The 21,333-nt window shown below is 69.6% G+C and carries 11 protein-coding genes and 4 pseudogenes; 5 read left to right on the top strand and 10 right to left on the bottom strand.

What is annotated here, in order from left to right:
* Nucleotides 1–230: 230 nt before the first annotated feature.
* Nucleotides 231–1,024 (bottom strand): IS5 family transposase gene (locus STRBO_RS42995; protein ID WP_425336039.1). Its coding sequence is split into 2 segments (ribosomal slippage): nt 231–689 and nt 692–1,024, totalling 792 coding nucleotides; the frame shifts between segments, so codons are not numbered across the junction.
* A 560-nt stretch (nt 1,025–1,584) separates the two neighbouring features.
* On the opposite strand from STRBO_RS42995, the gene STRBO_RS0123795 reads away from it, so the two are divergent.
* Nucleotides 1,585–3,960 carry an Orn/Lys/Arg family decarboxylase gene (locus STRBO_RS0123795; RefSeq protein ID WP_005476602.1) on the top strand — a complete coding sequence of 792 codons (2,376 nt, stop codon included), beginning with the start codon at nt 1,585–1,587 and terminating at the stop codon, nt 3,958–3,960.
* Between the two features lie 69 nt (nt 3,961–4,029).
* On the opposite strand, the pseudogene STRBO_RS45490 reads toward STRBO_RS0123795, so the two are convergent.
* A pseudogene (locus tag STRBO_RS45490) lies at nt 4,030–4,490 on the bottom strand (sensor histidine kinase); the annotation flags it as partial.
* Nucleotides 4,491–4,944: 454 nt separating this feature from the next.
* On the bottom strand, nt 4,945–6,975 hold the full coding sequence (locus STRBO_RS0123785) for a flavin monoamine oxidase family protein (protein ID WP_028796819.1): 2,031 nt from the start codon (nt 6,973–6,975) through the stop codon (nt 4,945–4,947).
* A 297-nt stretch (nt 6,976–7,272) separates the two neighbouring features.
* Here STRBO_RS0123785 and STRBO_RS0123780 point away from each other — a divergent pair, with 297 nt between their 5' ends.
* The gene (locus STRBO_RS0123780) at nt 7,273–9,165 is read left to right on the top strand and encodes a CASTOR/POLLUX-related putative ion channel (RefSeq protein WP_005476598.1); all 1,893 of its coding nucleotides are present in this window, start codon (nt 7,273–7,275) and stop codon (nt 9,163–9,165) included.
* Nucleotides 9,166–9,232: 67 nt separating this feature from the next.
* On the opposite strand, the pseudogene STRBO_RS45670 reads toward STRBO_RS0123780, so the two are convergent.
* The 5 genes and pseudogenes from STRBO_RS45670 to STRBO_RS0123755 all read right to left on the bottom strand — a co-directional run bounded on the left by STRBO_RS45670 (nt 9,233) and on the right by STRBO_RS0123755 (nt 15,374).
* Nucleotides 9,233–10,152: pseudogene (locus STRBO_RS45670) on the bottom strand (transposase).
* A 325-nt stretch (nt 10,153–10,477) separates the two neighbouring features.
* The gene (locus STRBO_RS0123770) at nt 10,478–11,917 is read right to left on the bottom strand and encodes a GH1 family beta-glucosidase (protein WP_005476595.1); all 1,440 of its coding nucleotides are present in this window, start codon (nt 11,915–11,917) and stop codon (nt 10,478–10,480) included.
* Nucleotides 11,918–12,045: 128 nt separating this feature from the next.
* On the bottom strand, nt 12,046–12,963 hold the full coding sequence (locus tag STRBO_RS0123765; protein WP_005476594.1) for a carbohydrate ABC transporter permease: 918 nt from the start codon (nt 12,961–12,963) through the stop codon (nt 12,046–12,048).
* A 12-nt stretch (nt 12,964–12,975) separates the two neighbouring features.
* A complete protein-coding gene (locus tag STRBO_RS0123760) occupies nt 12,976–13,968 on the bottom strand; it encodes a carbohydrate ABC transporter permease (protein WP_005476592.1) in 993 nt (330 codons plus the stop codon).
* Between the two features lie 95 nt (nt 13,969–14,063).
* A complete protein-coding gene (locus STRBO_RS0123755; RefSeq protein WP_020114891.1) occupies nt 14,064–15,374 on the bottom strand; it encodes an ABC transporter substrate-binding protein in 1,311 nt (436 codons plus the stop codon).
* A gap of 316 nt (nt 15,375–15,690) precedes the next feature.
* Between STRBO_RS0123755 and STRBO_RS0123750 the strand changes: the two genes are divergently transcribed.
* Nucleotides 15,691–16,704, top strand: a complete 1,014-nt coding sequence (locus tag STRBO_RS0123750) for a LacI family DNA-binding transcriptional regulator (RefSeq protein WP_005476590.1) — start codon at nt 15,691–15,693, stop codon at nt 16,702–16,704.
* Between the two features lie 266 nt (nt 16,705–16,970).
* Here STRBO_RS0123750 and STRBO_RS41975 read toward each other — a convergent pair.
* Nucleotides 16,971–17,500 (bottom strand): annotated as a pseudogene (locus STRBO_RS41975) (IS5 family transposase); the annotation flags it as partial.
* Between the two features lie 187 nt (nt 17,501–17,687).
* Complete coding sequence (locus tag STRBO_RS43500; protein ID WP_158690949.1) at nt 17,688–17,876, bottom strand: hypothetical protein; 189 nt, start codon at nt 17,874–17,876, stop codon at nt 17,688–17,690.
* 141 nt (nt 17,877–18,017) lie between these two features.
* On the opposite strand from STRBO_RS43500, the pseudogene STRBO_RS0123745 reads away from it, so the two are divergent.
* Nucleotides 18,018–18,215, top strand: a pseudogene (locus STRBO_RS0123745) (alpha/beta hydrolase); the annotation flags it as partial.
* Between the two features lie 267 nt (nt 18,216–18,482).
* Complete coding sequence (locus tag STRBO_RS0123740) at nt 18,483–21,278, top strand: alpha/beta hydrolase family protein (protein ID WP_005476588.1); 2,796 nt, start codon at nt 18,483–18,485, stop codon at nt 21,276–21,278.
* Nucleotides 21,279–21,333: the final 55 nt, after the last annotated feature.

Here is a 21,333-nt window from a genome sequence, read left to right as displayed (position 1 = left end):
GCAGCCACGTCGCCCCTGTCAGCGTGTGTGGTCGCCGGGTGCATATCGGCTCCAGGTTCCTCCGGCTTCGGTGACCAGGGGGGGCGGTCTTGTCGTGGTAACCGAGTGCCTTCGCGATGGCGGGTACCGGGACGTGGAGGCCGAGCTGGCGGATCGCGGAGGTCCTGCCTCGTTGCGGCGGGACGCCGATCTTTCGGAGGTGGACTGCGACGTCCGAATAAGAAGTCGTCTCATTTGGTGAGTCGGCGGTAGCAAATGAGGGTGCAGGCGATGGCAGTGAAGGCCAGGAAGTGTTCGGCCTTGCGCTCGTAGCGGCGGTGGAGCCGACGGCAGCCGGCGAGCCAGGCCATGGTGCGCTCTATCGTCCATTGGTGGCGGCCCAACCGTGTGGAGGATTCGATGCCCTTGCGCGCGATGCGGTGGGTGATGCCGCGCTTGCACAGCCATCGGCGCAGGTGGTCGTAGTCGTAGCCCTTGTCAGCGTGCAACTTGGCGGGCTTACGTCGGCGTGGCCCTCGGCGGGAGCGGATCGGCGGGATTCCACGCACGAGCGGCTCCAGCGCCTGGCTGTCGTGCAGGTTGGCGCCGGAGATACCGACGGAGAGGGGTAAACCGGTCCGCTCCGTGATCAGGTGGATCTTCGATCCTTTCTTGCCCCGGTCGACAGGATTCGGACCTGTCAGATCCCCCCTTTCAGGGCCCGCATGTTCACCGAGTCGATCGCGCACCTCGACCAGTCCAAGTCCCCGCGGGCACCGAGTTCGTCCAGGACCAGGCGGTGCAGCTTGGCCCAGACCCGGGCCCTGCTCCACTCGCCGAACCGACGGTGCGCGGTCGGCCCCGACGGGCCGAACGACGGCGGCAGCTGCCTCCAGGTGCACCCTGACGTGGCCACGAAGACGATCGCGGCCAGCACCTCACGGTCCCCGTACCGCCGCCGACCACCGCCCTGAGGCCGCGACGGAGCAGGCGGCACCACCCGCTCGAACAACTCCCACAACTCATCCGGCACCAGACGCTCCACGATGTCCACGAACGCAGACTACCGACCGAGCCAAATGAGACCTCCTCTAAATGGCCGCCTTCGCCCACACACGCCAACAACCGGCAGCAGACACTTCACCGTCGACCCGCGCACCCCACGTACCGCTCCCCCGGCCATAGGCACTTGATCTTCAACCGCCTGCTGTGCGTGGGCACTCGGTGCTTCGAGCGATGCGTCGTCCTCTATTACGTCGTAATAGCTGTCGGACTTCGCAGCCTGTTGCGGGGCAGGCGCGGCAATCTCCTTCTTCCGACCGCGTTCCTGCCGCTTCGCCTCCATGCGGAGCCTCCATGCCAGCGGCCACCGGGGTACGGCACGATCGCCGCCACCGTCCCTCCCGCCGCATTGGAGGGGTGAGTGATGCGCAGGGCCGTTGATCAGGTACTCCCCCGGGGCCCGAACGCACCTTGGTCATACGTCAAAGAGCGCTCGGCGCTGCCACCCGTTGGGGTTGTTTGACAGGCCATTGGACGATCGTGCGCACGGAGGCCGCGAACACTGGTAGCAGGTGGCGCGTGGCACCGGGAAAGGGGGGCGGCATGGCCGAGGGCACGGTTTTGGTGGCAGTGACAGAGCATCCGGAGGCTGGAGGCGCCACTGCTGGGCAGTTGACGCGCATCGCCGAGGGGATCAGGGCGACCGGCTTGCAGGTCCGGTGGGTGGTGAGCGTTTCGGACGCTGAGGCGGTGCTCAGGACGGAGGCCGGTCTGGCTGCTGCGGTGGTGGCTTGGGATCTTCTGCCCGGAGCTGAGGACGGGCCGGGTGGCGCGATGGTTCTGCGCCGAATCGGACGCCGGTTCCAGAATCTGCCGGTGTTCCTGGTCATGGCGGGCGAGGGGTTGCATGAGTTGCCGCTGTGGGTGTCGCAGTCGGTGGTGGGTTATGTGTGGCCGTTGGAGGACACGCCGGCGTTCATCGCGGGGCGGATCTCCACCGCCGCGCGTGCTTACCAGGACGCCCTGCTCCCGCCGTTCTTCAAGGCGCTGCGGCGCTTCGACGACGCGCATGAGTACTCGTGGCACACCCCGGCGCACTCCGGCGGTGTCGCCTTTCTGAAGTCGCCTGTGGGCCGGGCCTTTCATGACTACTTCGGGGAGCGGCTGCTGCGCAGCGACCTCTCGATCTCGGTGGAGGAGCTCGGCTCCCTGTTCGAGCACACCGGCCCGATCGGCGAGGCGGAACGCAACGCCGCGCGGGTCTTCGGCTCCGACCGTACGTACTTCGTCCTGCACGGCGACTCCACCTGCAACCGTCTGGTTGGCCACTTCAGTGTGACTCGAGATGAAATCGCCCTGGTGGACCGCAACTGCCACAAGTCGATCCTGCAAGGCTTGGTCGTCTCCGGAGCCCGACCGGTGTACCTGGTGCCTACCCGCAACGGCTACGGGCTTGCCGGGCCGCTGCCTCCGGCCGAGATCGCGGCGGACTCGGTGGCGGCGCGGATTGCGACGAGCCCTCTCACAGCGGGCGCGGTGTCGTCGCGTCCCCAGTACGCGGTGTTCACCAACTCCACGTACGACGGCCTGTGCTACGACGCGTCGGCGGCGGCCCGGGCCTTCGCGGCCAGTACCCCCCGGCTGCACTTCGACGAAGCGTGGTTCGCGTACGCCCGCTTCCATCCGCTCTACGCGGGGCGCTACGGCATGTCGGTGGACGAGAAGGCCTTCACCGGCCCCGACCGGCCGACGGTCTTCGCGACCCAGTCCACCCACAAACTGCTGGCCGCGTTGTCGCAGGGCGCCATGGTGCACGTCCGGCCCGCCCCGCGGGCGCCGGTGGAGCACGACCGGTTCAACGAAGCGCTCATGATGCACGGCACGACGTCACCGCTGTATCCGATGATCGCCTCATTGGACGTGGCCACCGCGATGATGGACGGTCCGCAAGGGCAGTGGCTGATCGACGAGGCGATCTCGGAGGCGGTCCGGTTCCGCCAGGAGATGGTGCGGATCGGACGGCGGATCAAGGCCGCCGGGGACCGGCCGCCTTGGTTCTTCGGAGTGTGGCAGCCGGATGAGGTGACTGACCCCGCGAGCGGGACGCGGCTACCGTTCGATGAGGCTCCGGCGGACTTGCTGCGGACCGAGGCATCCTGTTGGCACCTCGCATCCGACGCGGTCTGGCACGGCTTCCCCGGCCTGGCCGATGGCTACTGCATGCTCGACCCGATCAAGGTCACCCTGACCTGCCCGGGGCTCGACGCGACCGGTGCGATGTCCGAGTGGGGCATCCCGGCGCGCGTCCTCACCGCCTATCTGACCACGCGCGGCATCGTCGTGGAGAAGACCGACAGCTACACCACGCTGGTGCTGTTCTCCATGGGCATCACCAAGGGCAAATGGGGCACGCTTCTGGACGCCCTGATGGACTTCAAGGACCTTTACGACGGTGATGCCCCGCTGGACCGCGTGCTGCCCGCCCTGGTCGCCGAGCACCCGCGGCGCTACACAGGGCGCAGTCTGCGCGATCTCTGCCAGGAGATGCACGACCACTTGCGGGATGCCTGTCTGGTCGAACTACTCGACCGGGCCTTCCAGCAGCTCCCGGAGCCGGTCGCCCCGCCCCAGCTGTGCTATGAGCGCCTAATCCGCGGCGGCACAGAACGGATCCGTCTGAGGGACGCACCGGGCCGCGTCGCCGCGGCGATGGTCACAGTGACGCCGCCCGGCATCCCGGTCCTCATGCCGGGCGAAAGCATCGGGGAGGAAGAGGGCCCTCTCCTGCGCTACCTCAGCGCCCTGGAGTCCTTCGACCGCCACTTCCCCGGCTTCGGCAGCGAGACGCACGGTGTGACCCGTGCCCCCGACACCGGCGACTACCTGATCGAGTGCCTGCGCCCGGACGAGCAGGAAGGGCCTGGCGCCATGACGCCTGCGCAGCGACGGAGGACGCAGAGCGCCAAGACGATGGGTTGAGTCCTCGGTCACTGGTCGGCCGAGGGACGGACAGCGTCCCGCGTCGGCCGTGCCTCACGCCGCCGCACCTCATGGGGTGCGGCGGTCCGTGTGCCGGCCCGGGCGGAGCCTGATGGTAAACACGCAACCCTTGCCGGGCTTACCTCCGACGGTGACGGTTCCCTCGTGTGCCTCGATGAACTGGCGGACGATGGACAGGCCCAGTCCACTGCCGCCGGTGCGTCTGCTGCGGGACTTCTCGGCCCGCCAGAAGCGCTCGAAGACGTGGGGGAGGTCATCGGCGGCGATGCCGCGGCCTGTGTCCTCAACGGTGAGGACACAGGCAGGTCGCGTCATGACGGGCGGTAAGGGTGACAGTGCCGCCCGCCGGGGTGTGAGAGCGCGTTGGAGGTCAGGTTGCCCAGGGCCTGCCGCATCCTCGCCGGGTCGGCGTCCAGGACGAGGCCGGGATCGGTGAGGGTGCGCAAGGGGATGTCCGAGGACTCCGCCCGAGTGCGGTGGGCCGACACCGTCTGGGTGACGAGGTCGTCCGCGCTGCGGCAAAGGGGGCTGCAGAAACGCTTCCGCCACCCTGGCCCCCCTCACCCTGACAGAGGTGCGCAGGCTCCTGGAGCTGCACCTCGCTCCGAACCGCCGAGCCGCCCGGACGGTTCGCGCACACGTATTGACCTGGTCACGTTGGCGCCGCAAGGCGCCAGGCAGTCGCCCGCCACTGCCCTGACCAGCGGCCGCTCCATTGGTTGGAGTAGTGCTCGGCGAAGACTCCACCGAGCACCACTCCACCCGACAACACTCCCGTCGCCCTTCTGACCAGCTCAGATAGCGAAGTGGCGTGAAGCGGCTCTTCGACGACGGTGCTGAAAGTTGGGCATCGCCGGGCTGCGGCTGCGGCTGCGCAAGCGCCAGGCCACCACCGTGCCCCGACTGCCCGCCACCCCGTATTGGACTTGCCTCGGCGACTTCGCTGCTGAACCCCAGGTGCGCTCAGGAGGCAGGCTGCCCATCAGGTCGCGAGACGTGGACCTCCAGTGCGACGCGGACCGCCGATTCCAGGGCGCCCTCGATCCAGGCAGGCTTGAGGGAGGTGTGGTCACCAGCGAAGTGCAACGGGCCTTCGGGCAGGGGAATGGAGGGCAGCAACTCGGTGTGTTGGCCAGGCAGTAGTACGGATGCCTCTCCGTAGGCGTAGGGGTCGCGCAGCCAGCTCTGGGTGCGTCCGGCGCCGGTGTAGAAGACCTCGACGCGCTGGCCGTAGACCTGTTGCAGTCCGCACAGGGCGTGCGGGTAGCGGGCCTCGTCGTCCAGGGAGTCCCAGCGAAGTGCGTCGTCCGCCCAGCTGTAGGAGGCCAGCACCACTCCGCCGGAGCTGCCGGGCACCGGGTGGGAGGGGTTATACATGAACCGGTTGGCACTGTCGGACACCGAGCCGCCGCCCACGACGTGTGCGGCCTGCGGCTGGTCGCGGGAGACGGCACGGTTGGCGGCGTAGTGGGTGCGTTGGCCTGCGGTGATGTGGCCGCCCGGCACGGAGGGATGGACGCCGAGCAGGCTGCCGTCGGCGGGTGTGCGGCCGGTGCGGTAGGCGTCGTACAGCTTCGGGTCGATCCGGCCCAGTTCGCGTTTCCAGTCGGCCTCCGTGAACTCCCACCAACGGCGGCTGAACTCCAGGAGGACCTTCGTGGCGCTGTCGTAGTGCAGTTCCGCGACCGCGCGGCGCTTGCGGTACGACATCAGGGGGCTGATCTGTACGTGCCGCAGACCGGAGAAGGGCACGGTGACCACGGCCGCGTCCGCGGTGAACTGCTCGCGCACGACCGGGCCGTCGCGCCCTTCTGAGACCGTGTCCACCCACACCTGAGGGCCGTTGCCGCCGACGTGCGGGGTGTCGGAGGAAGGACGGTCAGGATCGTGGTACTCGACACGGGTGACCCGGCGGTCGAACCGGACCGTGTCGCGTACCTGCGCCAGCAGCGCGTCCGGCAGCACCGCCGTGCCGCCCTCCAGCTCCCAGAAGGCGGTGTCGGGACTGATGAGGGAGGAGCCGATGAAGCTGTGGATGAACGACAGGGGCAGGCGTGACGTGAGGTTCTCCAGGGTGCCGATCAGGTCGACCGTGCGCTCGTCCAGCCCGGCGTGCTCGGTCAGGAAGCGGAACATCGACCAGTCGCCGAATCGCTGGATGACCATGGCCCAGCCCCGCACCCGTTCCGGCAGCGGCTTGTCGATCCGTTTGCCGCCGGCGTCCACGGTGCTGAACTCGTCGCGCACCGGATCCAGCACCGACCGAAGGATGGCCGCGGCGGGAGTGTCCCAGCGGGCGCGCGGCACGCCGAAGGACCGGTTGATGCGGCGGGGCGCCCGGGCGTAGTCCACCCGTCGCATCCGGATGCCGTTGACGTAGATCCAGGTGCGGTTGGCGGGCCGGCCGTCACCGTCGACGTCCACGTAGTGGAAGCGCCGTTTCTTCAGGTTCAGTTGCTCGATGAGACCCATGACCAGCGGGTGGCTGGAGGGCAGGCGCATGGCGCCCGCCTCGGCGTACTGGCGGGGGTCGGCGAAAGGCTGAGCCGCCCGTTCGTGCCCGCCGCGGCGGAAGGTCTTGATGCGTCCGCCCGCCCGGTTGCCGTTCGCCTCGAGAACGGTCACATGGTGGCCCGCCCGCTTCAGCAGCAACGCCGTCACCAGACCGGCCGGGCCGGCCCCGACGACGAGGACCTTCTTGGGCTTGGTCGCCCGCTGAGCAGGCAGTCCGTCCTTGAGGACCCGCTCGTAGCGTGGGACCAAGGGCCGGTCGTGGTCGTCCACGACCAGTAGGGCCCGGGCCACAGCCAGGCACCTGTCGAAGTCCGCGCCCCGGGTGGGCGCCGGTGCGGCCGGGGCGGCCTGTACGGGCATTGCCGAGGCAGGCGCGCCACCACCCAGAGTCGTGGCCGCCGCAGCCATTCCCGCTGCCGTTGCGAAGCTGCGCCTGGACAGGTCCGAACCTGCCACGACGGCTTCGTGATCTTCAGTCATGACGCACTTGTACCGGTCCGCCGACCCGGCCCGCCCACCTGCGCCGCGGCGTTGCCCCGAACGAGCGATGCCGAGGTCGAACCGCTGACGCCGGGTCGGAAGGCCGCAGACCCGCGCCCCTCGGCGACGTCCCCGAAGGGGTGAAAGACAGGCGGTGATCCGCGTGTCACGGCCGCCTCGTCGGCACACTTCCGTGTGGCCGTGGCCGAGGCCGTGGGCGGTCGGTGGGGAAGCAGCGGGGCAAACCCGGAGCGGCATGGCCGCTGCCGCGGGAGCTCGGCGGAACAGGGGGCAGGCGTGGGACGAAGGGCCGAACTCACAGGCAGGGCACGCTACTGGTTCGACACCACTCTGGCACGTGGTACCTCCGTGCTCGTCGGTTGGCTGGCTCTGGGCTGCCTCGTAGTCGTCCTCCCGGCGAGCGCCGTGCTGGTGTGGACGGACCCACATGCGCCGGCGTCCCGTGCGGAGAGGTTGGCAGCGATCTGGCGTCTCACCGGTGAGACGCTGCGGCTCGGCGGAGCGACAGGCCCGCTTCTGCGCGTGCTGCTGTCGGTACTGCTCGCCCTGGTCGCCCTGGTGTACGTGTCCACGCTCGTCGGCCTGATCACCACCGGACTCACTGAGCGGCTCACCGCACTGCGACGGGGCCGCTCTACCGTTCTCGAGCAGGGACATGCGGTGGTGCTGGGCTGGTCCGAGCAGGTGTTCACGGTGGTGAGCGAGCTGGTGGCCGCCAACGCCAACCAGCGGTACGGCGCGGTGGCCGTAATGGCGGACCAGAACAAGACCACCATGGAGGAGGCCTTCAGGAGCAAGGTGGGGGCCACCGGCCGCACCCGGCTGATCTGCCGTAGCGGGCCCCCCACCGACCCCGCCCTGCTCGCCCTGACCAACCCCGGCGCGGCCAGCGCCGTGCTGGTACTGCCCCACGACGGTCCGTCGGGGGACCCGGAAGTGGTCAAGACGCTGCTGGCGCTGCGGTCCGCACTCGGCCAGGGGAAAGGGCCGCCCGTCGTCGCCGCCGTCAGAGACGACCGGTACCGGCTGGCGGCCACCCTCGCCGCCGGATCGCGCGGCATCGTCCTGGAGAGCGACGCGATCACCGCCCGGCTGATCGTCCAGTCCGCCCGCCGTCCCGGACTCTCCCTGGTGTACCGCGACCTCCTGGACTTCGCCGGAGACGAGTTCTACCTCGCCTTCGATCCCGCCCTGATCGGCCGCTCCTTCGGCGACACGCTGCTGGCCTACGCCACCTCCAGCGTGGTCGGCCTGCTGCGCGACGGCAGGCCCTTGCTGAACCCGCCGCCGCAGACCCTGATCGGCCCCGGAGACCGGCTGATCGTCATCACGCGGGACGACGACACCGCACGGCTCAGCGACTGCTCCGGACTGGTCGACGAGTCGGTGATGACGCCCTGGCAGCCGACGAACGCCCGGCCCGAACGGCGCCTGATCCTCGGATGGAACCGGCGGGCCTCGCTCATTGTCGAACAGTTGGGCCGGGCCGCCGCACACGGTTCGGTCATTGCCGTGGTGGCGGACCCGGACGAGGTGACAGCCGAACAGGTCAGGGGCATCGGTACACACTCCGCACCTCGCCTGACCGTCACGTTCCGGCCTGGAGACATCACCCGACCCGAGACACTTCGATGTCTGGAGATCGACTCGTACGACAGCGTTGTCGTGCTCGGCCCGGACCCCGTGGCGGGACAGCAGCCGGACGAGGCCGACAACCGGACCCTCGTCACGCTCCTCGTTCTGCAACTACTGGAACGGCAGACGGGGCGGGAGCTGCCGGTGGTCACAGAGATGACCGACGACCGCAATCGGACGCTCGCGCCCGTCAGCCCCGGAGCGGATGTGATCATCAGTGGAAAACTCATCGGCTTGCTGATGGCCCAGATCTCTCAGAACCGGCACCTTGCCGCCGTGTTCGAGGAACTGTTCTCTCCCACCGGCAGTCAGGTCCACCTGCGGCCGGCGTCGTCATACGTCCTGCCCGGCTGTGAGGCGTCCTTCGGCACGGTCGTCGCAGCCGCGCAGCGGCGCAGCGAATGTGCCGTCGGCTACCGCCGCCACGACCGGGCCATGGCCGTTCCCGACCACGGAGTGCGCATCAACCCGGACAAGAACGAGCGACGCTGCTGGACCGGCCGTGACGAGGTGGTCGTGATCGCGCAGGACTGACACACCCTCTTTACGAGTTGGTGCGTGATAGCGAGTGAGGCGTGTTTGGCCTGGTCGTGGCCTGCTTTCAGGTGGTGACGGTGCGGTCGGAGAGCAGGCTGGCAATCGCGCGGTAGGTGTCGGGCAGGCGATCGCGGCGGTGGGTCCAGCGCGTCAGTTGCTTCCAGCGTTTGTGGTCGGCGAGGGCATGTTCGACGGTGATGCGGTCGGAGGAGTGTTCGTGGCGGGCACGTTCCCGCTGTTCGACCCTGTCGGGGCAGTGCTGCAGGCCGGGGTTTTCTGGGTGGCGCGATGGCTTGCCCGCGGTGGTCACGGCTCAGGCCGAGGTAGCTGTCGTTCAGGAGGACCTCGACGTCGGGGAAATACTGGAAGCAGACGGCGATGCCCTCGGTGCGGGCGGCCGTGGCGTCGTGCATACGACCGGGCCGCAGGGTGTCGGTCCATCACACGTGCGACCCCGCCAGTCAGCGATGACGGTGGCCTTCATGGTGCTCTGTTTCTTCTTCCCGGAAACGAATGCGCGCCGTCCCACCGCGGCCGGCCGGTGGCCGGCGGACCTGGATCTCGGTGGCACCCAACCGCAGCTCGATGCCCTCGGCCTGGGCATAGGCGAACACGTCAGTCAGCGTTCGTAAGCGCAGGCCGGGGCGGTCGGGGACCGCGCACCCCCGCTCGGCCAGGAGCGTCCGTACCTCTCCGATCGCACGGGTGACAGTGGAGCGGTCGACACCGAACAGCAGGCCCAGCACCGAGTGCGGCAGGTCGTGCCGCAGATGGATCAGCGTGGCCACCAGCCGGTCGACGAAGACCAGCCGGTGACGGGCGCCAGCTCCCGCGGCCCGCTTCCGGACCCCACCGCGTGCAGCATGGCGACGACCCTCAACCCCCGGCCTGCCAGGGAGCCGCCAACTCCAACGCCAGGAGCGCGAGATGACGCCGAGAGATCCCCGTGAACAGCCGATGCGCCAGCACTGCCCGATTGACCATGATCGCCACAGACGGATCATGCCACCGACCAGGCACAACGCCTCACTCGCTATCACGCACCAACTCGTAAGTGCTGCCCAAAGCCGTCGACAAACGTTGCCAGCTCCCACCTACAGCACCACCCGGTTGTCCACGCTGTGCGGCAGTGCCGAATTCCTCGTGGCCCGCACGCAGTGACGCGCCGCACGGACGGCCCCTGCTGTCCTTCACGCGCAGCGGGCGCCCGGCACGGGTCCGCCCCCGTCCGCGCGCAAGCGGCGGGCGGAGGCGGTCCCCCTGGTGCGGCACACCACGCGGGGATGCTGTGTGTGCCGCACCGGCCCGGTCAGGCGCCGGGCAGCACGCCGGTACGGGCGACCTCGGCGTACCAGCGGGCGCTGGCCTTGGGGATGCGGGTGCCGGTCGGGTAGTCGACGTACACGGCGCCGAAGCGCTTGCTGAAGCCGTGGGCCCACTCGAAGTTGTCCAGCAGGGACCACAGGAAGTAGCCGCGCACGTCCGCGCCGTCCAGGATCGCCTGGTGGACGGCGGCCAGGTGGCCGCGCACGTAGGCGATCCGGGCGGGGTCGTTGACCTGGCCGGCCGGGTCGGCATAGTCGTCGAAGGCGGCACCGTTCTCGGTGATGACCAGCGGCAGCCTGGGAAAGTCGGCGGTGAGGCGGCGCAGCAGGTCGTACAGCCCGCTGGGGTCGACGGCCCAGCCCATGGCGGTGGTCTCGCCGGGCGGCTGGTGGAAGGCGACCCGGTCGGCGGCCGGCCAGGGGCTGTGGGCGCTGTTGCCGTGTCCGTCGGAGGTGTGGGTGGCGCTGCCGTCGGCCTCGGAGACCAGGGTGGGGCTGTAGTAGTTGACGCCCAGGAAGTCCAGCGGCTGGTGGATGTTGCGCAGGTCGCCGTCCTGGACGAAGGACCAGTCGGTCAGCTCGGCGGTGTCCTTGAGCAGGTCCTCCGGGTAGGCGCCGTTCAGCATCGGCCCGGTGAAGACCCGGTTGGCGAGGGCGTCGATCCGGCGGACCGCGTCGGTGTCGCCGTCCGAGGCGGTCAACGGGCGCACGTGGTGGATGTTGAGCGTGACCGAGACCCGCGCGTCGGCGCGCAGGCGGTCGCGCAGCGCCTGAACGGCCAGGCCGTGGCCCAGGTTGAGGTGGTGGGCAGCTCGCAGGGCGGCGACCGGGTCGGTGCGGCCGGGGGCGTGCACGCCGGAGCCGTAGCCCAGGAAGGAGCTGCACCAGGGCTCGTTGAGCGTGGTCCAGGTCTTCACCCGGTCGCCGAGGGCGTCCGCCGCGAGGGCCGCGTACTCGGCGAACCGCTCCGCCGTGGCCCGCTCGGGCCAGCCGCCCGTGTCCTCCAGTTCCTGGGGCAGGTCCCAGTGGTAGAGGGTCGCGACGGGCTGGATGTTCTTCTCCAGCAGCGCGTCGACCAGCCGCCGGTAGAAGTCCAGACCCTTCTGCACGGCCGGGCCGCGGCCGGTGGGCTGGATCCGGGGCCAGGCGAGGGAGAAACGGTAGGCGCCCAGACCTAGTTCGGCCATCAGGGCGACGTCCTCGTTCCAGCGGTGGTAGTGGTCGGTGGCGATGTCACCGGTGTCGCCGTTGCGGACCCGGCCGGGGGTGCGGGCGTAGGTGTCCCAGATCGACGGCGTACGGCCGTCCTCCGTGGCGGCCCCCTCGATCTGGTAGGAGGCGGTCGCGGAGCCCCAGACGAAACCCCGGGGGAAGGTGCGTGCGGCGTCCGAGGCGGACGGGCTCTGCTGTGCTGCGGTGGCCACGTAAGTCCTTTCGAGGGGGACGGAGGGGTGTGTGGGTGCGGTGGGTGGCACCCGGCGCGGTGAGTTCCGGGGCGCGCCGGGCCGGGCGAGGGCGGGGCCCGGCTTGTTCATGGCCGCGCGGGGGCGGGTCAGCCCTTGACCGCGCCCGCCATGATGCCGCTGACGATCTGGCGGCCGAAGACGATGAACATCGCCAGCAGCGGCAGGGTGCCCAGCAGCGCGCCGGCCATGATCAGCGACTGGTCGCGGACATAGCCCGCGCTGAGCTGGGTGAGGGCGACAGGGACGGTCGGATTGGTCATGTCGAGGACCACGAACGGCCAGAAGAAGTCGTTCCAGGCGTGCACGAACGTGATCATGAACAGGACGGCCATCGCGGGCCGGGCGACGGGCAGCACTATGCTCCAGAAGATCCGCAGCGAGTGGGCCCCGTCCACGCGTCCGGCCTCGACGAGTTCGTCCGGCAACGCCTCCGACAGGTACTGCCGCATGAAGAAGACCCCCACCGCGCTCACCAGCGTCGGGAAGATGACGGCGGGCAGCTGCTGGGACCAGCCCAGGTCGGCCATCATCATGAACAGCGGTACGACACCGAGCTGCGGCGGCACCAGCATCGTGCCGATCACCAGCATGAGCAGCGCGTTGCGGCCCTTGAACCGCAGCTTGGCGAAGGCGAACCCGGCCAGCGTGGCGAACATGACCGTGGACAGGGCGATCACCCCGGCCACGATGAGGCTGTTGATCATGGCCTTGCCCATCGCCGCCTCGTCCCATGCTCGGGCGAGGTTGCCGAACAGGTTCGGCCCGGGCAGGAAGGGAGGCGGTGTCTGGCTGACCCGGGTGTTGTCGGTGGAGGCCGCCACCATCGTCCAGTACAACGGGAAGATCGACAGCAGTGCCATGACGGCGAGCAGCACATAGGCCAGGGGGCCGGCGTGGTGCTGGCGGCCCGCGCGCTGGCGCAGCAGCCGGCCGCCGCGGCCGGCCGGTTTCCCGGAGGTGCGGACCGCGCTGCCGGTCCGGGCCGGGAGACTCTGAGTGGTCATGGTGACTCCAGGTCAGGACGTGCCGGAGCGCAGGCGCTTGACGAGGCGCTGCGCGAGGAGGACGAGGACGAGCAGCAGGAACATCGCCCAGGCGACGGTGGCCGAGCGGCCCATCTGGTAGTTTTTCCAGCCCTCCTCGTACAGCAGCAGGCCCAGCGTCTGGTACTGGTTGTCCGCCCCGCCGCTGATCCCGTTCGGGCCCTGGCCGAAGATCAGCGGTTCGCCGAACAGCTGGGTGGCGCCGATCGTGGAGAGCACGATGGTGAAGACGATGGTGGAGCGGATCCCGGGGACCGTGACGTGGGTGAACTGCTTCCAGCGGGAGGCGCCGTCCAGGGAGGCCGCCTCGTAGCGTTCGGCGGGGATGGCCTGCATCGCGGCCAGGTAGAGCAGGGCGTTGTAGCCGGTCCAGCGCCAGATGACGATGGTGGAGATCGCGATCTGGGCGGGCCACTTGCCCCCTTCCCAGTCCAGGGGGTCGATCCCCACCGTGCCGAGCGCCCAGTTGATCATGCCGAAGTCCCGCTCGAAGATCATCGTGAAGACGAGGGCGGCGGCGGCGACCGAGGTGGCGTAGGGGACCAGGGAGGCGACGCGGAAGAACAGCGAGAACCGCATGCGGTAGTTGAGCAGGTGCGCCAGCCCCAGGGCCATCAGCAGTTGCGGCACCGTGGAGATGACACCGATGGTGATCGTGTTCTGCAGCGCGTTCCAGAACCGGGAAGCACCCCACAGCTCCACGTAGTTGTCGAACGCCACCCACTGCATGACGTCGAGGGTGGCCAGCTCCACGTCGTGCAGCGAGATCCACGACGTGTAGAGCAGGGGGTAGAAGCTGAACGCGGCGAAGACCACGAAGAACGGCGCGACGAACGCATACGGGGCGCCCCTGAGATCGAGACGGTGCAGGAGTGCGCCGCGCCGCCGGGCCGGGGCCTTGTCCGGGGAGTGCCCGGCGGGCCCGCCCCCGGCCGGGGCGGTGGTGGTGGAGGTGGAGGTGGCCACCGGAGGATCCTTCCTGAGAGCGGATGGGTGAGCCGGCCGTCCGGGCCCGCCGCCGAAAGGCGGGCCCGGACGGCCGCGGTCCGGACGGACGGGTGTCAGCCGACCGCCTTTTCGATGCGCTCCGCGGTGGTCTTCCACGCCTTGTCCCGCGCGGTGCCCTGCTGCTCGATCAGGGTGAGTCCCTGGGAGAAGGTGTCCTTGATCGTGCCGTCCTTGCGGCCGAGGACCTGCTTGTCCGGTATCTCCTGGGCGGCGGCGCCGAAGATCTCGCCGATCGGCGCGTCACTGAAGTACGCCGACTTGGCGTTCTTCACATCGGCGCTCTCCAGTGCCTCGCGTGATGACGGGATGTTGCCGATCTCCTTGAAGATGTGGGCCTGCTGCTTCGGCGCGGTCAGCCAGGCGACGAGTTTCTTGGCCTCCTCCTTCACCGGGCTCTGCTCGATCACGCCGAGGAAGGAGCCGCCCCAGTTGGCGCCCTTGGGGGCCTTGGCCACGTCCCACTTGCCCTTGTTCGCCGCACCGGCCTTCTCACTGATGTGGCTGAGCATCCACGCGGGGCACACGGCCGTGGCAAAGGTGCCGTTGGCCAGACCGGGGTCCCAACCAGGCTGGAACTGGCGCAGCTTGGCGGTCAGACCGTCCTCCGCAGCGTCCGCGGCGAGGCTCCACGCCTGTTTGACGGCGGGATTGGAGTCGTAGATCAGCTCGCCCTGCTCGTCGTAGTACTGCTCGGGGTAGCCGTAGACCATGGCGTTGAACAGGCCGCTGGCCGCGTCCATGTAGGCGACCTTTTCACCCTTGAAGTCCTTCTTGAAGGTGCGGCCGACCTCGACGTACTTCTTCCAGTCGCCCTCCCAGAGCGCCGCGACCTCGTCTCGGTCGGTGGGCAGGCCCGCCTTCTCGAAGTAGTCCTTGCGATAGCAGACGGCCATCGGGCCGATGTCGGTGCCCAGGCCCAGCACCTTGCCGTCCGCGGTGCTGATCTGGGACTCCTTCCACGGCAGGAAGTGGTCGGTGCCCGACGTCCCGGCGAAGTCGGCGAACTTGGACGCCTGTGTCTCGGTGATCTCCTTGGCACGCCCGATCTCGATGCCCTGGATGTCCTTCAGGCCCTTGCCGGCGGCGAGCCTGGTCTGCAGCGCGGTGTAGTAGGTCTGTTCGTCACCGGCGATCTCGGCCTTGATGTCGACCCCGGGGTTTTCCTTCTCGTACTGCTCGAGCAGGCCCGTCTCCTTGATGCCCATCACTCCGAACAGGCCCATGGTGATGGTGACCTTGCCGTCCTTCTTGCCCCCACCGGTGACCGAGTCGTCGCTGCCGCTGCAGCCGACGACGAGGGTCAGCGCGCCGACGGCCGCGACCGTCGCCACCGCCTTTCTGTGCGACCAACCGAAAGTGCCCATGGATCTCCTCCCAGCGGCGGCGCCGGCACATCGGAGTGACGAGTTCTGCGATGGCTGCAGCGATGCCGGACAGCGGCTCTGACAAATGGTGGTGGGAACGTGCCCAACGCGGGGTGGGCACGTTCCCACCGCGCATCGAAGACTCGTCGGAGCAGGGCCGGTCTGTCAATGACTTGAACGCAACTCGTCCTGGCGCCGTCCCGGGTGCAGTCGGCCCCGCGGCATCCCGGGTGCCGTGCCGACCGCCGGGTCTGCCAAAATTGCCGCAGGTCACCTCCGCGGCAGGCACCGCCGCGCGACGCCGAGGGGGAAGCACATGTCCGGCAACCGCCGCCCAACGATCAAAACGGTCGCCGCCCGCGCCGGTGTGGGCCGCACCACCGTCTCCCGTGTCGTCAACGGCTCCGACCTCGTCAGCGCCGACGCCCGCGCCCGGGTCCTCGCGGCGATCAAGGAACTCAACTACGTGCCCAACTCGGTCGCCCGCGGCCTGGTCACCAACCGCACCAACGCCGTGGCCCTGGTGATCCCGGAGTCCGAGAGCCGGCTCGGATCGGAGCCCTTCTTCGCCGCGCTCATCCGCGGCGTCAGCGGCGCCCTCGCCGACAGCCGCACCCAGTTGCAGCTGATGCTCGTCCGTGACCAGGCCGAACGCGATCAGCTGACCGAATCGGTGGCGACCCGCCGCGTGGACGGCGTGCTCCTGGTCTCCGTGCACTCCACGGACCGACTGCCTGGCATGCTCGAGGAGATGGGCCTGCCCACCGTGCTCGCGGGCCGCCGCGACGCCGGCGAACAGCTGAGCTATGTGAACGCCGACAATGCCGGAGGCGCCACCGCGGCGGTCGGGCACCTGCTCGAACGCGGCCGGCGGCGCGTGGCCACCATCACCGGCCCCTTGGACATGGACGTCAGCCGCAACCGGCTCGCCGGCTGGCACACCGCACACCGCGAGGCGAACGTTCCCGCGCGTGAGCTGCTCGTCGAGGAAGGAGACTTCACCGAGGAGAGCGGCATCCGCGCGATGCGTTCGCTTCTTGAACGCGCCCCTGACCTCGACGCGGTCTTCGCCGCCTCGGACCTCATGGCCGTCGGCGCCCTCACCGAACTGAAGCGGCAGAAGCGGCAGGTGCCGCGCGATGTCGCCGTCGCCGGATTCGAGGACTCCGTCCTCGCCCGCCACACCAACCCGCCGCTGACCACGGTGCGCCAGCCCGTCGAGGAACTCGGTCGCACGATGGCCCGCATCCTCACCGACATCACCCAGCACGGCGCGCCACGGCGGCAGGTCACGCTGCCGACCGAGCTGGTGGTGCGCGAGTCCACGTGACGATCCCGCGTGTTCGGCGCGGCAGGTCCCGCAGGGCGGCCCACGGGCCTGGCGCACCTTCGGGCACCGTCAGCCCCGGCGGGAGCCCCCGGCCCTCCTTGATGAGGCCTCAGATCGGGTGTGCGTCAGGTCAGCAAGAGGTGTGCCCCTGCCGCCCGCAGACCTTTCCGCAGACCTCTTCGCAGTGCAGCCGCAGTTCAGCGCCCCTCCCCCGCGGCTTCAGCGGGACCGGCGGCATCTCCGGGGCCGACAGGCGGCCCCTTCGGCCTCCAGCGCTGGGCTTCGTGTCCCATGTGGAAATGGGACAGCATTGGCTTCAGGGCCTGGCTGTCGTGGGTGTTGGCGGCGGAGACTCCGACGCGTAGAGGCAGTCCGTTCGCGTCGGACAGGACATGCATCCTGGAACCGGGCCTACCCCGGTCCACGGGGCTCGGACCGTGCAAGTTCGCCCCTTTTTTTAGCCCTCACATGGGCAGAGTCAAGGGACCGCACGGGAGAGGTCGACCGGGTCCCGCTCGTCCAGAAGCCGGAGAATCTTCTGATGCAGCCGTCCCCAAACCGGCTCGCGACCAGATGACAAACCGGCGATGGACAGTCGACTTCGACGCCCCGAAGCACGGTGGCAACGCCCCCAAGCGCAACCGCTGACCAACACATAGATGATCGCGGCGAAGACCGCTTCATCATCGATGTTCGCGACCCCGCCCCCTTGCGGACGCACCCGGGCCGGCGGCAACAACGGCCTCGCTATTTCCCACAGTCCGTCCGGAACGATCCATCCCCACCGTCCACTCACATGCCCAGGACAACTGTCAACTGACCATGTAGGACACGGTCTTAGTTATTCTCGAAGCTAGTCTTGAGCGCACGTAGGCTTCGGCCATTACTTCGGATGCCGTAGAGAAGCTGCTTGCTGATGTGTGCGGGACGCTGGCCCGTGACGGCTTCCATATGAAACGGTGTCTTCCTGGCTCACTCCGGTTTCAGCGGTTGCCCTTACGTCTGGCCAGGGCGGCCATGACGGCCAAAATCAATCCTCCCGCTATCGCCACTGCCCCGAAGATAATGGGCGGCGTGTCGCCAGTTGCAGCACCAACAATACATACGCAGACGCCAGCCAGTATCGCAATAGCTGAGAAGATCAGCGTTTTCCAAATCGCTTCCTCTATCATGAGTCTCCTCGTCGCCCGCCTTCTGCATTCTTCCGATTTCGGTGCTTGCTGCCTGTCGAAACGTCTGGGCTGAGAAACCCCGACCCAGACGTTGAGTCACGCCCACGGCGCCGACCACAAGCCGAACCCGAACCGGTGGCAGAGGCCCGGCAGGCCACCGTTCCGCTACTGCTCCTGCTGCAGTGGGACGACGAGGGAATCCCCGGCAACGGGCCCTGGACCTTCGACGCCTTCGGCAGCGAGGAGAAGGCGTTGCACGCCAATCCGGGCGGGCACACCGGCACCCCGTGGTTCGAACTGGAGGACGCCTGCCGGTTCTTGGACCCCCACCTGCAGTGAGGCCGACCGTCTGCCGGGCCTCGGTCGTCCGGCCCGAGTTGACGCGGCGCGCCCGTCCGAGGGAACCACCTTAACCCGCAAAGTGGTTGGCGCGATCGCGGCCCAACAGCCTCTGTTTTCAAGCCACTTGATGTGCGCAGCGGTCGGATGTTGTGCGAATGCTGTGCGAAGAGGTGACAGGGCGATCTGATGTGCTGCATTTGGTGCGCCGGGGGAGCCCGGGGCCCGTGGGGTTCCCGGGGCACCGACCATCAGGAGGAACAAGAAGTGATCCGTGTCTCGCGCGTGGTGGCCGCTGTTACAGCGGCCCTCACGGTGGCGCTGGTGGTGCCGGGGACGGCACTCGCGGCGCCGGAACCGGAGCCCGGGCGGCCGTCCGCCCCCGCGTCTCCGGGACTTCCCGAAGGCTGGCTGACCACCGGTTCCGGGGAGTCCGCAGAGCTCGTGTGGCGGGCGCCCGAGAAGGTGCCGGTGGGCGACGCCCAGGTCGAGTTCCGCAGCGGGGAACGCCTGTTGGGCACTCCCAGACCCGCCGCGGACGGGCGCACGTTCCGGCTGCCGCTCGACGGGGTGCGCCTCGGCAGCACGGACGATCTGCGGGTCGAGGCCGCGGGCCGCCGTCTGGACGTGGCCGGAGCGAAAGCCGCCGCCCGTGAGCGCCGTGAACTCGACGACTCGTCGGACCCGTCGCTCCTGCCCCGCGCGGCGACCGTGAACGAGGTCGACCCCGGCGTGCCCGGCTCGTTCCGTACGACCAGCGGCGAGTACTCCCTGCCGTCGGTCCACCTGCCCGGTTACGACACCGACGTCGAGATGAAGGCCGTGGTGGTCGCGCCGGAGGACGCCCCGGGCAGCCGCCCGCTGGCGCTGTTCCTCCACGGCCGCCACTCCACCTGCTTCAAGGGCGACGACCTGACCCTGGAATGGCCGTGCCCGTCCGACCACGAGGCCGTCCCGAGCTACCGCGGCTACCTCCACGACCAGCAACTCCTCGCCTCCCAGGGCTATGTGACGGTCTCGATCTCCGCCAACTCGATCAACGCCCAGGACTGGCAGGCCACCGACGCCGGCGCCCAGGCCCGCTCCTCGCTGATACGGCTGCACCTGGCCCACTGGGCGGCCTGGGCCGCCGACCCGTCCACGGCCCCCGAGGCCGTACGCCGGGCGCCCGGCGCCGACCTCGGCCGGGTGCTGCTGGTGGGCCACTCCCGTGGCGGTGAGGGCGCCGACCGGGCCGCGCTGGACAGCCTCGCCCCGCCGCCCGCGGACAAGGACGGCTACCACGGCGAAACCCGCTGGACGATACGCGGAACCGTCCTCATCGGCCCCACGATCTTCGGCCAGAACCCCGCACCCGACGTGCCGTCCGTGACGATCCTGCCGGGCTGCGACGGAGACGTCATCGACCTTCAGGGCGAGCTCTACGTCGACGGCACCCGGGGGGTCAGCCGCGGCAGGGCCCTGCACAGCGCGGTCTACATGACCGGCGCGAACCACAACTACTTCAACAGCGAGTGGACCCCCGGCCAGGCCACGGCACCGGCCGACGACGACTTCTCCTACGGCGGCGACGAGCACGACCCGCTGTGCTCGCCTGGCACCGCCACCCGGCTCAGCGCCGAGCAGCAGCAGAAGGCCGGCTCGACGTACATAGCCGCCGCGGCCCGGCTGTTCGTCGCCGGTGACGACCGGGCCCGCCCGCTGCTCGACGGTTCCCCCGTGCGTGCCGCCTCCGCCGGATCCGCCCGCGTCCTCACGCACGCCGTCGGCGCCGCCCGCTCGGGGGCGTTCCTCCCGGCTCCCTCCGCCACGGTCGGCGGCGGCCGGCTGTGCGCCCAGGTGGACCCGGACCCGGACGTCTCCTGCCTGGACCCCGAACTCAGGACCGCTTCCCCGCACTTCGCCCAGTGGCGCAGGGTGTCACCCGGCAAGGAGCCGGACCGGTACGCGCTGGCCATGAACTGGAGCCGCGCCGGCACCGCCACCGAGCTCAGCCCCGCCCGCCCGGTCTCCCTGTCCGGCGCGAAGTCGCTGAGCCTGCGCGTGATCGTCCCGCCGAACACCACCGGCACCGAGCTGGACGTCGCCCTCACCGACACCGCCGGTCGGCGGGCGGACCTCGGCCGGGTCGGCGTCGACGGTCTGCCGGGCACCTCCCGCACCTCCTCCTACTGGGCGCGCGAGGTCCGCGTACCCCTCACCGCCGAGACGCGGGAGCGCATCGACCTCGGTCACGTCAAGACGCTCCACCTGACCCCGCGCACCGGGTCCGGGACGGCCTGGCTGGTGGACGCGCACGGCTGGCGTCCCGGCACGCCCGTCGTCGAGCCCGCGCGGCTGCCGCGCGTGGACGTCGGCGGGCTGACCGTCGAGGAGGGCGACTCCGGCACGCGTACCTACCAGGTGCCGGTACAGGTCTCCGGGTCGGGCAGCGGCGAGGTCCGGCTGTTCGTGGACGAGCCGGGCAGCGACCAGCAGGTCGTGCGCACGGTGCGGGTCCGGGCGGGCACCCGCGTCGACGTGCCGGTCACGGTCGAGGGCAACACCCGCTACGGCGCCGACGATCTCCACCGGGTGGCCGTCAAGACCGTACGCGGCGCCCTGGTCGGCTCCTACCTGGGCGGCGTCACCGCGCAGAACGACGACCCCCAGCCCACGGTGACCGTGACACCGGTCGCCGACCAGGTCACCGAGGGCCGGCCCTTGGTCTGGCGGATCAGCCTCTCCGCGGTCGCCGATGTCGTGACGTGGACGGATCTGCAACTGCTGCCCGTCCCCGACGGCACCGAACTGTCCACCAAGGACGTCCCCGCGACGTGGCTGGAGGAGACCTTCCGGGCCTCGCCGGATCCCGAGCGGCCCCTGTCCGCCCTGCCGAACGACGCGCTGCTCATGTCCGAAGTGCCCGCGGGCGACCTGAGCATCGACGTGTCCGTGCCCACCGTCACCGACCAGCTCGGCGAGGACACGGAGTCGCTGCGCCTGCTCCTGTGGACCTACGACGCCGACGGAGCGCCGGTCGAGGGCCCGGAGTTCACCGGCACGGTACGTGACGCCTCCTAGCGGAACACCCACACCGCCCGGGACCCCATGAGGCGCCGTCGGGCCTTCCCCTCCC

The sequence above is a fragment of the Streptomyces bottropensis ATCC 25435 genome, from assembly GCF_000383595.1.
Lineage (GTDB): Bacteria > Actinomycetota > Actinomycetes > Streptomycetales > Streptomycetaceae > Streptomyces > Streptomyces bottropensis.
The sequence above is the reverse complement of the archived record's forward strand: the minus strand, read 5'-3'. Positions and strand labels throughout refer to the sequence as shown.